This window comes from Kutzneria buriramensis (genome assembly GCF_003387475.1).
GTDB classification, from domain to species: Bacteria; Actinomycetota; Actinomycetes; order Mycobacteriales; family Pseudonocardiaceae; genus Kutzneria; species Kutzneria buriramensis.
Genome location: NZ_QUNO01000002.1, coordinates 122,825 through 136,240 on the forward strand (window position 1 = coordinate 122,825; position 13,416 = coordinate 136,240).

Sequence of the window (13,416 nt, forward strand, 5' to 3'; positions counted from 1 at the left end):
TCCGATGTTCAAGCCGGCACAGCTGGAGAGCTTCCTGGCCGTCGCGCGGACGCTGAGCTTCACCCAGGCCGCCGACCAGCTCGGCATGCGCCAGTCGACGATCAGCCAGCACGTGCGGCAGCTGGAGGCGTTGGTCGGCAAGCAGATGTTCCTGCGCGACACGCACACCGTGGAGCTGACGCCGGAGGGCGAGGCCATGGTCGGCTTCGCCCGCACGATCGTCGACACCGGCCGCGAGGCGGTCAGCTTCTTCGCCGGGCCGCAACTCCAGGGGCGGCTGCGGTTCGGCGCGTCCGAGGACTTCGTGTCGACGCAGCTCGCGGACGTGCTGCGTGACTTCCGGCGGCGGCATCCCGGCGTGGAGCTGGAGCTGACCGTGGGGCTCAGCGGCGAGCTGCACCGCAGACTGGAGGCCCGCCAACTCGATCTGGTGTTCGGCAAACGCCAGCTCGGGGCCGCGCACGGGCAGCTGGTGTGGCGGGACCGGCTGGTCTGGGTCGGCACCGAGCACACCCGCGTCGACGCCGCCGCGCCCGTGCCGCTGATCCTCTACCCCGAACCGAGCGTCAGCCGCGCGCAGGCGCTGGAGACGTTGCAGTGGCACGGGCGGCAATTTCGCGTCGCCTGCACGAGCACCAGCCTCAGCGGGCTGCGCGCAGCCGTGCTCGCAGGGCTCGGCGTCACCGCCCACACACGCAGCCTGATCCCGCACGACCTGGCCGAACTCGGCCCCCAGCACGGACTTCCGGCCCTCGGCGAGGTCGAGTTCGTGCTGTCGCCGCCGCCCCGCGTACGCACCGAGACCGCGAGGGCATTGGGCGCGGCGATCGTCGCCGACGCCAACCGGCTCCGGCATTCGCGGTAGAATGCGCGTTCCGGCGAGCAGCTGAGGGGAGTGCCCTCCACATGGGGAGACGGTTCGCCACGGTCGACCATGTCCTGGGGGAACTGCGGCGGCGTGACTTCCTGCATCCGGACGTCCGCGTTGTCTGCCAATGGCTCTCGCGTGACCGCGGCCGCCCGCTGCACCTCGTCCCGCTGCCGCTGCGGACCTCGATCAGCGGCGCCTGGCTGGGCATGCCGGACGCCGACTACATCGTCTACCAGTCGGTCGGATCCAGTCCGCTGCACCAGATCCACGTGATCTGGCACGAGATCGGGCACATGCTGCTGCCCGGGCACGCCCGCACCTGCGACGTCGACCCAGCCACCCGGGACGTGCTGATGAAGGTGCTCAACGCGCTGGTGCCGAACCTGAGTCCGGCGCTGCTCAAGCGGATTCTCGGCCGCGGCGGCTTCACCGACGGCCAGGAGGTGGAGGCCGAGGTGTTCGCCGGCGAGGCCGTGCGCGTGCTGGGCGAGCTCGACCGGCCGTCCGGGCATCGCGACCTGACCGAGGCCGAGGCGCAGATCGTGGACGCGCTGGCCCGAGAACTGCGCGTCTGACGTGCTGACCACCGTGCTGATGGTCACCGTCGTGGTGGCCGCCGCGGCGATGATGACCCGGCTGCGCATGCTCGTGCTGGTCACGGTGGACCGCCGGCCCGGGCACGTGCTGGCGCTGGGCTTCGCCTGCTGGTGCATGGCGGTGCCGCTGGAGATCGACTCCATCGCGATGGCCGTGGACCGATGGGCCGGCTGGGCGCTGTCCTGGCCGCTGCTGCACGTGATCGCCTGCGCCGGTGGCTTCTTCACGCAGACGTTCTTCTGGCAGACAACCTCTGACCGGACGGATCCTGTGCGGCGGACCCGGATCGCGTGGCTGGTGCGGCGATCCGCGCTGCTGGGCGTGTCGACGCTGGCCACCGGGCTGATCCTGTTCTCGACCCGGCCCCGTGACGTGGACTTCGCCAGCGGTGCCGCCGGCCGGCTGGTCACGCCCGGCCCGGTGCATCCGGTGGCGGCGCTGACCTACGTGCTCATCGTGAGCTATTTCGCTTACACCATCGCGAGTTTCACCTCCGTGTCGTGGCGCATGGCGGCCAAGGCCGATCTGCCGTGGCTGCGGCGGGGCCTGCGCGTGCACACCGTCGGGTGCGTGTTCGGGCTCGTCTTCTGCGCGCACGTGATCGGGTACCAGATCGCCGAGGCCGTGGGGATCGTGCCGCCGTGGCCGGAGTTGGACGTCGACGGCGCCCTGGTCGCGTCGAGCCTGCTGCCCGCGTTCGCCGGCGTCACCGCGCCGGCGTGGGGACCTCGCGTCGAGGGGCTGCTCCGCGCCGCTCGGCACTACCGGCACCGTCGCCGGCTCTATCCGTTGTGGCTTCGGCTGAGCAGCGGCGTCGCGACCATCGACCCGCCCCGAACCGTGTGGCACGACCGGCTGCGGCTGCGCCCGCGGCGGCAGCACGCGCTCGTCTACCGGCGGGTGATCGAGCTGTGGGACGGGCTGCTCGCCCTGCACCCCACCATGTCCGGCGCGACCGGGCTCGACGGTCCCGATCTCGCCGGCGACATCCACTGGTGGCTGGAGATCGCCCGGGCGGCGAGGTCCCGTCCACTCGATGAAGTGTTGATTGCATACCAAGGACAATCGTGACTGATGAGCTCGATGCCGCCGGCATCCGTGACCCGCGCCTCCGGCAGTGTTACCTGCGGTGCAAGCAGTTGCTGGCCGAGCACGACAAGTCGTTCTACCTGGCGGCGCTGCTGCTGCCGCCGGCTCGTCGGCCGTACGCGCAGGCGATCTACGGCTTCTGCCGGTACGCCGACGAGATGGTCGACGGCGCCGACACCGCCGGCTTCTCCCCGTGGCGGGAGGGGATTCTCGCCGACCTGAAAGCCGGCGACACCGACGACGAGATCGGCCGGGCGCTGCTGCACACCATGCGGACCTGGGACATTCCCGTGCACCTGGTCGAGGAGTTCCTGGACGCGATGGCGTCCGACCTGACCGTCACCTCGTACGAGACCTACGCCGACCTCGAGGCCTACATGCACGGTTCCGCGGGCACGCTCGGCCTACAGCTGGCGCCCGTGCTCGGCGCGCGCACCGACGAGGCGGCCGAGGCGATGCGGCAGATGGGAATCGCCTTCCAGCTCACCAACATCCTGCGCGATGTCGGCGACGACCTCCGGCGCGGGCGGGTGTACCTGCCGGCCGAGGAGCTGCGCCGATTCGGCGTGACGGAGATACGGCAGGGGCCCGAGTTCCGCGAGCTGATCAAATCCGAGATCACCCGGACCCGGGAGATCTACCGGCAGGCTCGCGCCGGCGTTCCGCTGCTGCACCGGGGCGGCCGGCCGACCGCGCTGGCCGGCATGGACCTCTACGGCGGGATCCTCGACGCCATCGAGCGTGCCGACTACGACGTGCTGACGCGGCGGGTCAGCGTGAGCACGCCTCGGCAACTCGCCGTCGCCGGGCCGGCGCTGGTCCGGTCATGGCTGGCCCGGCTCCCGATCGGTCCGTCGTAGCTCCATCACCTGCTCGAGCAGGACCTTCGCCGCCTCCGCCAGCTGGCCGCTGTCCTGTTCGAGCAGCATCGCCCGCAGCGCGAAGGCCAGCACGCCCTTGTCGCGCCACTCCGCCAGCTGCATCAGGTCGCGGTGGATGCCGGCCACCTTCTCCGCCGCCTGCGGCGTCGTCGGGGTCAGGAAGTACACCGGGTCCAGGTCGAAGAACGTCGCCAGACCCTGCACGACGTTCACCGTCGGGTTGTCGCGCTCGCCGCCGCGCAGCATGCCGATGTAGGAGGCCGTCACCTTCACGCCGAGCTCGCCCAGCGCCGCCGCCACCTCGGTGTTCCGGTACTCCGGTCCCTCCGGGCCCTTCGGCCGCACGGCGTCGAACGCGGCGTTGAGCTTGTCCTGGAAGCTCAGCATCCCCGTACCCCATCCCAGCTCAACTGATGTCCACGCGCAGGCGTCGACCGGCCCAAGACTAGTTGACAGGGCCTGCCGGTGCCATAGACTGAGCCGGCGGCGGTCAACTGGTCTTGCCGGTGGCCATCGCGTGAGGGGTGTCTTGGTTGAGTCGGATGGGACACGTACGCGCCTGACGAGGGGCGGGCGCGTGGGGGGAACCCAGGGGAGAGGTGCGACCCGACCTTGACACCCCTTTACTGCTGCCAGTGCGACAACATCAGGCGCAGGCAACGGGTCTGGGCGGCGGACATGCCGGCGCTGACGGCGGAGAGCAGCGTCTCGGGGTCGGTGTCGATGGACGGCACGTCCGGCGGCATCATCGCGAGGACCGCCGGCCCGAAGTCCCGGACGCGGGCGGCCAGCTCGTCGACGGCGGGATCGTTGGGGGAGATGTCGACCAGCGCCTCGAACTCGGCGTAGACGGCGAGCATCCGTTGCGTCAGAACGGGATCGGCGAGCACGGAGCGGTACAGGTCGAGGTTGCCGATCAGCGACTCGAGGAGCTCGGCGGCCATGCCCTCCCGGTCCGCGGCGGGGTGGTCGGCCAGCGTGTCCAGCACGGCCACGAGGTCGGGTGAGCGGAGATCGCCGTCGGCGGCGAGCAGGGTGGCGATGGCCGAGCGCTGCTCGGCGATCCGCTGCTGCTGCGCCGCCAGGTCGGCGTCGATCTCCCGGATGATCTCCACGAGGTCCCGGCCCCGGTCGTCGGACAGCGCGTCCGCGACCTCCTCCAGCGACAGCCCGAGCTCCACCAGCCGCCGGGCCCGCAGCAGCAGCACCAGATCCCGCAGTTCGTAGCTGCGGTAGCCGTTCTCCCGCCGCCGCGGCTCCGGCAGCAGCCCGATCCGGTGGTAGTGCCGCACGGTCCGCGTCGACACCCCCGCCAGCCCGGCGAGCTCCCCGATACGCATGCCTCCAGTTAAAACCTTGACGCCGTGACAAGGTCAAGCCGTCGAGCCGGGAAATGCTCCCGGTCCGGCCGGGAGAACCGCCTCTGCCGCCCCGTGTCGACCCGCTGTCACGGTGGGTCGGCAACGAACCCTGGGGAGGCACAGCACATGCGCATGACCACCCGACTCGGCTCGGCCCTGATCGGCCTGACGGTGCTGACCGCGCTGCCGCTGGTGGCGCACGCCGCGCCGGCGCAGACCGAGCCGTCGGCGCAGAAGGTCGCCGGCGACTTCGACGGCGACGGCAAGGCGGATTTCGCGATCTGGCGGCCCGGCGACGGCACCTGGGACATCGTCTCCAGCCGCACGGGGCAGACCAGCACCCGGCAGTGGGGTCAGTCGGGCGACGTTCCCGTACCCGCCGACTACGACGGCGACGGCCGGACCGACCTCGCCGTCTGGCGGCCGAGCGACGGCAACTGGTACATCGTCCTCAGCAGCACCGGCCAGCAGATCGTCCAGCAGTGGGGCATCCCCGGCGACATTCCGGACCCGGCCGACGTCGACGGCGACGGCAAGGCGGACCTGGTGCTGTTCCGGCCCACCGACGGCACGTGGTGGGTGATTCCCAGCCGGACGCACGTCCCCTACAACGCTCAGTGGGGCAAGTCCGGCGACGTCCCCGTGGTCGCGGACTACGACGGCGACGGCAAGGCCGACCTGGCGGTGTGGCGGCCCGGCGACGGCACCTGGTGGGACATCGCGAGCACCACGGGGCAGAAGAGCCTGCTCGCGCAGTGGGGGACCGCCGGCGATGTGCCGGTGGTCGGCGACTTCGACGGCGACGGCAAGGCGGACTTCACGGTGTGGCGGCCGAGCGAGGGCAACTGGTACCGGCTCGGTGGTGGTGTGCGGCAGTGGGGCATCGCCGGGGACATCCCGGTTTCGGGCGATTTCACCGGTGACCGCCGCAACGACTTCGCCGTTTGGCGGCCGTCGGACGGCACCTGGTACGTGTTGAACGTCGCCACCCGGCAGTGGGGCACGCTGGGCGACATCCCGGTGTGACACCTGCGTTCCGAGCGGCGATCCGGGGAGGGACACCGGATCGCCGCTCGGCGTCGATCATCCGGTGAGCAGTTCCCTGGCCAGCAGGGCGGTTTCGCCGGGAGTGCGGCCGACGGCGATGCCGGCGGCCTCGAGAGCCTTCTTCTTGGCCTCGGCGGTGCCGGACGAGCCGGACACGATCGCGCCGGCGTGCCCCATGGTCTTGCCCTCGGGCGCGGTGAAGCCGGCGACGTAGCCGACGACGGGCTTGGTGACGTGCCGCTGGACGTAGGCGGCGGCGCGTTCCTCGGCGTCGCCGCCGATCTCGCCGATCAGGACGACGAGCTCGGTCTCGGGATCGTCCTGGAACGCTTGCAGGGCATCGATGTGCGTGGTGCCGACGATGGGATCCCCGCCGATGCCGACGGCGGTGGAGCAGCCGAAGTCCCGCAGCTCGTGCATCAGCTGGTACGTCAGCGTGCCGGACTTCGAGACCACGCCGACCCGGCCCGGCTTGGTGATGTCGGCGGGGATGATGCCGGCGTTGCACTTGCCGGGGCTGATCACGCCGGGGCAGTTCGGCCCGATGATCCGGGTCGCGGAACCGACGGAGTGCGCCCAGAACGCGGCGGTGTCGTGCACGGGGACGCCCTCGGTGATCACGACCGCGAGCCCGATCCCGGCATCCACCGCCTCGATCACGGCCGCCTTGCAGAAGGCCGGCGGCACGAACAGGACGGACACGGTCGCGCCGGTCTCGGCCATCGCCTCGGCGACGGTGCCGAACACCGGCAGCGACGTGCCGTCGAAGTCCACGCGCTGCCCGGCCTTGCGTGCGTTCACGCCGCCGACGATGGTCGTGCCGGCTCGCAGCATCCGGGCGGTGTGCTTGCTGCCCTCGGATCCGGTCATGCCCTGCACGACCACCCGGCTGCCCTCGTCGATGAAGATCGCCATGTCACGCTCCCCGCGCCGCGAGTCGGGCGGCGGTGCGCGCCGCGTCGTCCATCGTCTCCACCATGGTCACCAGCGGATGCCCGGCCTCGACCAGGATCTCCCGGCCCCGCTTGACGTTGTTGCCGTCCAGCCGCACCACCAGCGGCTTGGTCGCCCGGTCGCCGAGCATGCCCAGAGCCTGGAGGATGCCGTCGGCCACCGCGTCGCAGGCGGTGATGCCGCCGAACACGTTCACGAACACCGACTTCACGTCCGCGTCGCCGAGGATGATCTCCAGCCCGTCGGCCATCACCTGCGCCGAGGCGCCGCCGCCGATGTCCAGGAAGTTCGCCGGCCCGACCCCGCCGGCCTGCGCCACGACGTCCAAAGTGGACATAACAAGCCCGGCGCCGTTGCCGATGACGCCGACATCGCCGGTCAGCTTCACGTAGTTCAGGCCCTTGGCGTGCGCCGCCCGCTCCAGCGGGTCGCCGGCGGCGGTGTCCACCGGCCGCTCCGCGTGCCGGAACGCCGCGCTGTCGTCCAGGGTGATCTTGCCGTCCAGCGCGACGATCTCGCCGGACTCGGTGCGCACCAACGGGTTCACCTCGACCAGCGTGCAGTCCTCCCGTACGAACACCTCCCACAGCCGGACCAGCACGTCCGCCGCCGACTCCGGCAGCCCCGCCGCCACGGCGATGTCCTTCGCCGTGGCCAGGTCGAACGTCAGGACCGGTTGCCGCACCAGGGCTTCCGGTCGGGTGGCCGCCACCTCCTCGATGTCCGTGCCACCCTCGGCCGACGCCATCGCCAGCCACGTCCGGTTGGCCCGGTCCAGCAGGAAGGAGAAGTAGTACTCGTCGGCGATCGCGGAGGCGGCCGTCACCAGCACCTTGTGCACGGTGTGCCCCTTGATGTCCATGCCGAGGATCGCCTCCGCGGCGGCCCGCGCCTCGGCGGGCGTGCCGGCCAGCTTCACCCCGCCGGCCTTGCCCCGGCCGCCGGTCTTGACCTGCGCCTTCACCACGACCGGCCCGCCGATCGCCACCGCCGCCGCGTACGCGCCGGCCGGCGTCGTGGCCACCTCGCCGGGTGGGACGGGGATGCCGTGGCGGGCGAACAGGTCCCTCGCCTCGTGTTCGAACAGATCCAAGGTGCGGCCCTCCTCTGAACTCTCCGCGGGCGGGGGCCGGCCGCGGGTGCGGGTCCGTCCGGTCGGGGATCCTTCCGCCATCCGGACTGCGACCGGACGGGTCCGTTGCCGGTTCGGACGTCTGCCGAATCCGACCTCCGCCGGCCCGGACTGCCTCCGGCTCGCTCGCCGGCGACCCTCTTTCCTTCTGGGCGCCACGGTCGCGAAATCTTCTCGCCTTGCTCTGGACACCGGGCCGGAACAGGCGTAAGCATATGCCTACTCCATATCGTATGCAATCTACAGTGCAGCGGAGCCGGCGAGGAGTTGACCAGCATGGTGGGAACAGAACCTGTGGTAGAGGCCCAGACGGCGAACGGATCCGCGCCCGCGCCGCAGCTGATCTCCGGTGGCCACCTGGTCGCCAAGGCACTCAAGGCCGAGGGCGTCGACACCATCTTCACCCTGTGCGGCGGGCACATCATCGACATCTACGACGGCTGCGTCGACGAGGGCATCGAGGTCATCGACGTCCGCCACGAGCAGGTCGCCGCGCACGCGGCCGACGGCTACGCCCGCGTCACCGGCAAACCCGGCTGCGCGGTGGTCACCGCCGGCCCGGGCACCACCGACGCGGTCACCGGCGTGGCCAACGCCTTCCGCGCGGAGAGCCCGATGCTGCTGATCGGCGGCCAGGGAGCCCTGACCCAGCACAAGATGGGCTCGCTGCAGGACCTCCCGCACGTCGACATGATGGCCCCGATCACCAAGTTCGCGGCCACCGTGCCGGACACCGCCCGCACGGCCGACATGGTGTCGATGGCGTTCCGCGAGGCCTTCAACGGCGCGCCCGGGCCGTCGTTCCTGGAGATCCCGCGTGATGTGCTCGACAACAAGGTGCCGATGGACAAGGCCCGCGTGCCCCAGGCCGGGCGCTACCGCGCCTCTACCCGGCAGGCCGGCGACCCGCAGGCCGTCGAGCGGCTCGCGGACCTGTTGGCGCACGCCACAAAGCCGGCGATCCTGCTCGGCAGCCAGGTCTGGACGACCCGCGCCACCGACTCGGCGATCGAGCTGGTGCGCACCCTGAACATCCCGGCGTTCATGAACGGCGCCGGCCGCGGCACGCTGCCCCCGGGCGACCCGCACCACCTCCAGCTCTCCCGCCGCTACGCCTTCGACAACGCGGACGTGATCGTCATCGTCGGCACGCCCTTCGACTTCCGGATGGGTTACGGGCGAAGGCTTTCCGCGAAGGCCACGGTCGTGCAGATCGATCTCGACTACCGCACGGTCGGCAAGAACCGGGACATCGACCTGGGCATCGTCGGCGACGCCGGCCTGATCCTGTCCGCCGTCACGGCCGCCGCGTCCGGCCGGGTCGACAACGGGGCCACCGGCCGCAAGCCGTGGCTGGAGGAGCTGCACAAGGTCGAGGAGCAGGCGCGCCAGAAGCGGTTGCCGCAGCTGCATTCCGACGCCAGCCCGATCCACCCGTACCGGCTGGTGCACGAGATCAACCAGTTCCTCACCGAGGACTCCATCTACATCGGCGACGGCGGCGACATCGTCACCTTCTCCGGCCAGGTGGTGCAGCCCAAGTCGCCGGGCCACTGGATGGACCCGGGCCCGCTGGGCACGCTCGGCGTCGGGATTCCCTTCGTGCTGGCGGCCAAGCATGCCCGCCCGGACAAGGAAGTCGTGGCGCTGTTCGGCGACGGTGCGTTCTCGCTGACCGGCTGGGACTTCGAGACGCTGGTCCGCTACAACCTGCCGTTCGTGGGCATCGTCGGCAACAACTCGTCGATGAACCAGATCCGCTACGGCCAGGCCCAGAAGTACGGCCTGGCCAGGGAACGCGTCGGCAACACGCTCGGCGACGTGCACTACGACCAGTTCGCCAAGATGCTCGGCGGTCACGGCGAGGAGGTCCGCGACCCGGCCGACATCGGCCCGGCGCTGCTGCGGGCCCGTGAGTCCGGGCTGCCGTCGTTGATCAACGTCTGGGTCGACCCGGACGCGTACGCCCCCGGAACCATGAACCAGACCATGTACAAGTGAGCTGGAGGCCGTGATGGGCAAGGCGCTGGAGGGCGTGCGCGTCCTCGACATGACACACGTGCAGTCCGGTCCGTCCTCCACCCAGCTGCTGGCCTGGCTGGGCGCGGACGTGATCAAGTTGGAGACGCCGGGGCGCGGCGACATCACCCGCGGCCAGCTGCGGGACATCCCGGACGTGGACAGCCTCTACTTCACCATGCTCAACGCCAACAAGCGCAGCATCACGCTCAACATGAAGAGCGAGGAGGGCGCGAAGATCTTCGGCCGGCTGGTGTCCGGTGTGGACGTTCTGGTGGAGAACTTCGGGCCGGGCGTGATCGACCGGTTCGGCTTCACCTGGGAGCGGCTCTCGGAGCTGAACCCGCGCCTGGTCTACGCCTCCATCAAGGGGTTCGGCCCCGGCCGGTACGCGGACTTCAAGGCGTACGAGGTGATCGCGCAGGCGATGGGCGGCTCGATGAGCACCACCGGCTTCGAGGAGGGCCCGCCCACCGCGACCGGCGCGCAGATCGGCGATTCCGGCACCGGCATCCACCTGGTGGCGGCGATCCTGGCGGCGCTCTACCAGCGCACCAACACCGGTCGCGGCCAGCGGGTGCAGGTGGCCATGCAGGACGCGGTGCTCAACCTGTGCCGGGTGAAGCTGCGCGACCAGCAGCGCCTCGCGCGCGGGCCGCTGGGGGAGTACCCGAACGAGAGCTTCGGCGACGAGGTTCCCCGCTCCGGCAACGCTTCCGGCGGCGGCCAGCCGGGCTGGGCGGTGCGCTGCGCGCCGGGTGGCCCCAACGACTACATCTACGTGATCATCCAACCGCCCGGCTGGCGGCCCATCGCCGAGCTGATCGGCAAGCCGGAGCTGGCCGACGACCCGCAGTGGGCCACGCCGGAGGCGCGACTGTCCAAGCTAGACAAGGTGTTCGCGATGATCGAGGACTGGACCAGCGGGCTGTCCAAATGGGACGTCATGGAGCAGCTGAACGCGGCGAACGTGCCGTGCGGGCCGATCCTGTCGACCAAGGAGCTGATCGAGGACGAGACGCTGGCCGAACTGGGCTCCGTGGTGGAGGTCCAGCACCCGGACCGCGGCGCGTACAAGACGGTCGGCTGCCCGCTCAAGCTCTCCGACTCGCCGGTGGAGATCACCCGCTCGCCGCTGCTGGGCGAGCACAACGCCGAGGTGCTCGGCGAGCTGGGTTACGACCCGACCGAGCTGCAGCGGCTGCGCGCCGCCGGCGTGATCTGAGGGGCGGGCATGAGCGAGCTTGCGAGCGAATCATTCAACGCCGAGCGTCCGCGAACGCGGACACCGAGCGCTAGCGAGGTGCCGCAGTGAGCAACTATGACCGCGAGGCGGTGCAGCGGGTGCTGGCGCAGGTCGCGGCGGACGGCCGCGACTCGCTGACCGCGCCCGAGGGCAAGACCGTCTGCGACGCGTACGGCATCACCACGCCCGACGAGGGGGTGGCCGCCTCCTCGGAGGAGGCGGTGGAACTGGCCGAGCGCATGGGTTTCCCCGTCGTGCTGAAGATCGTCTCGCCGGACATCCTGCACAAGACCGAGGCCGGCGGCGTGCTGGTGGGCATGAAGGACGCGGCCCAGGTCGCGCACGGCTACCGCACGATCATCGCCAACGCCAGGATCTACAACCCGAGCGCCGCCATCGTCGGCGTGCAGGTGCAGCAGATGCTGCCGACTGACAAGAATTCTGGCGCGCAGGAGGTCATCGTCGGCGCCACCACCGACGCCACCTTCGGCAAGATCGTGGCCTTCGGCCTTGGCGGCGTGCTCGTCGAGGTGCTCAAGGACGTCACGTTCCGGCTGGCGCCGACCGACCGCGAGCAGGCGCTGTCCATGATCGACGGCATCGCGGCGGCGGAGATCCTGCGCGGCGTGCGCGGCGCGGAACCCGCCGACCGCAACGCCATCGCCGACCTGATCACCCGTGTCTCCGACCTGGTCACGGACTTCCCGCAACTGTCCGAAGTGGACCTCAACCCGGTGCTGGCCACGCCGACCGGCGCGACCGCGGTGGACGTGCGGGTGCTGGTCGACACGGACGCGGCCGCCGAGCCGCACCGATTCTCCCAGCAGGAGATCCTGGCCGCGATGAACCGCATCATGCGGCCGGCCGCGGTGGCGGTGATCGGGGCGTCCGCCGAGGACGGCAAGATCGGCAACTCGGTGATGAAGAACCTGGTCAACGGCGGCTACCGGGGTGAGATCCACCCGATCAACCCCAAGGCCGCGGAGATACTGGAGCGCAAGGCCTTCGCCAGCATCGCCGACGTGCCCGGCGACGTGGACGTGGCGGTCTTCGCCATCCCGGCCAAGTTCGTGCCACAGGCCCTGAAGGAGGCGGGAGAGAAGGGCGTCGCCGGCGCGATCCTGATCCCGTCCGGCTTCGGCGAGACCGGCAACCACGAACTCCAGGACGAGGTCGTGCGGATCGCCCGGGAGCACGACGTGCGCATCCTCGGGCCGAACATCTACGGCTACTACTACACGCCCGAGCACCTGTCCGCGACCTTCTGCACGCCCTACGACGTGCAGGGCGGCGTCGCGCTCTCCTCGCAGAGCGGCGGCATCGGCATGGCCATCCTCGGCTTCAGCCGCTCCGCGCGGATGGGCGTGTCGGCGATCGTCGGCGTCGGCAACAAGGCCGACATCGACGAGGACGACCTGCTGACGTTCTTCGAGCACGACGAGCACACCAAGCTGATCGCCATGCACCTGGAGGACCTCAAGGACGGCCGGTCCTTCGCGGAGACGGCCAAGCGGGTCTCGAAGTCCAAGCCGGTGGTGGTGCTCAAGGCCGGCCGCACCGCGCAGGGTGCGAAGGCGGCCAGCTCGCACACCGGCGCGCTGGCCGGCAATGACAAGGTCTACGACGACATCCTGCGGCAGAGCGGCGTGATCCGCGCCCCCGGCCTGAACGACATGCTGGAGTACGCGCGGGGCGTGCCGCTGCTGCCCACGCCGCGGGGCGAGAACGTCGTGATCATCACCGGCGCCGGCGGCTCCGGGGTGCTGCTGTCGGACGCCTGCGTGGACAACGGCCTCACGCTGATGTCCATTCCGGACGACCTGGACAGGGCCTTCCGGGAATACATCCCGCCATTCGGCGCGGCCGGCAACCCGGTCGACATCACGGGCGGCGAGCCGCCGTCCACGTACCGCAACACCATCGCGCTGGGCCTGGCCGACGAGCGGGTGCACGCGCTGATCCTGGGCTACTGGCACACCATCGTCACGCCGCCCATGGTCTTCGCCGAACTCGTCGTGGACGTGGTCGAGCAGTACCGGGAACACGGCATCCACAAGCCGGTCGTGGCGTCGCTGTCGGGCGACGTCGAGGTCGAGCAGGCGGCCGAGTTCCTGTACCGGCACGGGATCGTCGCCTACCCGTACACCACGGAGAAGCCGGTGGCGGTGCTCGGCGCGAAATACCGCTGGGCCCGCGCCGCCGGCCTCGTACAGGGCTGA

The 13,416-nt window shown here is 70.7% G+C and carries 12 protein-coding genes; 8 read left to right on the forward strand and 4 right to left on the reverse strand.

Translation table 11 applies throughout. The annotated features are described in order from the left end of the window. Window positions 1–4: 4 nt before the first annotated feature. The 4 genes from BCF44_RS05500 to BCF44_RS05515 are packed head-to-tail and all read left to right on the forward strand — an operon-like array spanning window position 5 to window position 3,417. Window positions 5–865, forward strand: coding sequence for a LysR substrate-binding domain-containing protein (locus tag BCF44_RS05500; protein WP_116173017.1), 861 nt, complete (start codon window positions 5–7; stop codon window positions 863–865). A gap of 41 nt (window positions 866–906) precedes the next feature. After that, on the forward strand, window positions 907–1,446 hold the full coding sequence (locus BCF44_RS05505; protein WP_116173018.1) for a hypothetical protein: 540 nt from the start codon (window positions 907–909) through the stop codon (window positions 1,444–1,446). 1 nt (window position 1,447) lies between these two features. Further along, window positions 1,448–2,539: an MAB_1171c family putative transporter gene (locus BCF44_RS05510; protein WP_116173019.1), complete on the forward strand. Its 1,092-nt coding sequence runs from the start codon at window positions 1,448–1,450 to the stop codon at window positions 2,537–2,539. Beyond that, window positions 2,536–3,417 (forward strand): phytoene/squalene synthase family protein, encoded by an 882-nt coding sequence (locus BCF44_RS05515; protein WP_246014857.1) that lies wholly within the window; start codon window positions 2,536–2,538, stop codon window positions 3,415–3,417. Before BCF44_RS05510 ends, BCF44_RS05515 begins: the two co-directional genes overlap by 4 nt. On the opposite strand, the gene BCF44_RS05520 is transcribed toward BCF44_RS05515, so the two are convergent. Beyond that, on the reverse strand, window positions 3,382–3,825 hold the full coding sequence (locus BCF44_RS05520; RefSeq protein WP_116173021.1) for a hypothetical protein: 444 nt from the start codon (window positions 3,823–3,825) through the stop codon (window positions 3,382–3,384). The genes BCF44_RS05515 and BCF44_RS05520 overlap by 36 nt on opposite strands. Window positions 3,826–4,061: 236 nt before the next feature. Beyond that, complete coding sequence (locus tag BCF44_RS05525; RefSeq protein ID WP_116173022.1) at window positions 4,062–4,778, reverse strand: MerR family transcriptional regulator; 717 nt, start codon at window positions 4,776–4,778, stop codon at window positions 4,062–4,064. Window positions 4,779–4,931: 153 nt separating this feature from the next. On the opposite strand from BCF44_RS05525, the gene BCF44_RS05530 reads away from it, so the two are divergent. Continuing rightward, entirely contained in the window at window positions 4,932–5,825 is an 894-nt protein-coding gene (locus BCF44_RS05530; RefSeq protein WP_246014858.1) for an FG-GAP repeat domain-containing protein, read from the forward strand. Between the two features lie 57 nt (window positions 5,826–5,882). Here the strand turns inward: BCF44_RS05530 and sucD are convergent, their stop codons facing one another. Together sucD and sucC are read right to left on the reverse strand one after the other, a co-directional pair. Continuing rightward, on the reverse strand, window positions 5,883–6,761 hold the full coding sequence (gene sucD / locus BCF44_RS05535) for a succinate--CoA ligase subunit alpha (RefSeq protein WP_116173024.1): 879 nt from the start codon (window positions 6,759–6,761) through the stop codon (window positions 5,883–5,885). Between the two features lies 1 nt (window position 6,762). Continuing rightward, window positions 6,763–7,893 (reverse strand): ADP-forming succinate--CoA ligase subunit beta, encoded by a 1,131-nt coding sequence (gene sucC / locus BCF44_RS05540; protein ID WP_116173025.1) that lies wholly within the window; start codon window positions 7,891–7,893, stop codon window positions 6,763–6,765. Between the two features lie 315 nt (window positions 7,894–8,208). Between sucC and BCF44_RS05545 the strand changes: the two genes are divergently transcribed. The 3 genes from BCF44_RS05545 to BCF44_RS05555 all read left to right on the forward strand — a co-directional run bounded on the left by BCF44_RS05545 (window position 8,209) and on the right by BCF44_RS05555 (window position 13,416). Further along, window positions 8,209–9,933, forward strand: a complete 1,725-nt coding sequence (locus BCF44_RS05545) for a thiamine pyrophosphate-binding protein (RefSeq protein ID WP_116173026.1) — start codon at window positions 8,209–8,211, stop codon at window positions 9,931–9,933. Between the two features lie 13 nt (window positions 9,934–9,946). Continuing rightward, the gene (gene frc, locus BCF44_RS05550; RefSeq protein ID WP_116173027.1) at window positions 9,947–11,176 is read left to right on the forward strand and encodes a formyl-CoA transferase; all 1,230 of its coding nucleotides are present in this window, start codon (window positions 9,947–9,949) and stop codon (window positions 11,174–11,176) included. A gap of 86 nt (window positions 11,177–11,262) precedes the next feature. Further along, on the forward strand, window positions 11,263–13,416 hold the full coding sequence (locus BCF44_RS05555; RefSeq protein ID WP_116173028.1) for an acetate--CoA ligase family protein: 2,154 nt from the start codon (window positions 11,263–11,265) through the stop codon (window positions 13,414–13,416).

Coding starts and splice junctions, on each gene's coding strand:
- BCF44_RS05500 (WP_116173017.1), top strand. CDS start 5: ATGTTCAAGCCGGCACAGCTGGAGAGCTTCCTGGCCGTCGCGCGGACG.
- BCF44_RS05505 (WP_116173018.1), top strand. CDS start 907: ATGGGGAGACGGTTCGCCACGGTCGACCATGTCCTGGGGGAACTGCGG.
- BCF44_RS05520 (WP_116173021.1), bottom strand. CDS start 3,825: ATGCTGAGCTTCCAGGACAAGCTCAACGCCGCGTTCGACGCCGTGCGG.
- BCF44_RS05525 (WP_116173022.1), bottom strand. CDS start 4,778: ATGCGTATCGGGGAGCTCGCCGGGCTGGCGGGGGTGTCGACGCGGACC.
- BCF44_RS05530 (WP_246014858.1), top strand. CDS start 4,932: ATGACCACCCGACTCGGCTCGGCCCTGATCGGCCTGACGGTGCTGACC.
- sucD (WP_116173024.1), bottom strand. CDS start 6,761: ATGGCGATCTTCATCGACGAGGGCAGCCGGGTGGTCGTGCAGGGCATG.
- BCF44_RS05545 (WP_116173026.1), top strand. CDS start 8,209: ATGGTGGGAACAGAACCTGTGGTAGAGGCCCAGACGGCGAACGGATCC.
- frc (WP_116173027.1), top strand. CDS start 9,947: ATGGGCAAGGCGCTGGAGGGCGTGCGCGTCCTCGACATGACACACGTG.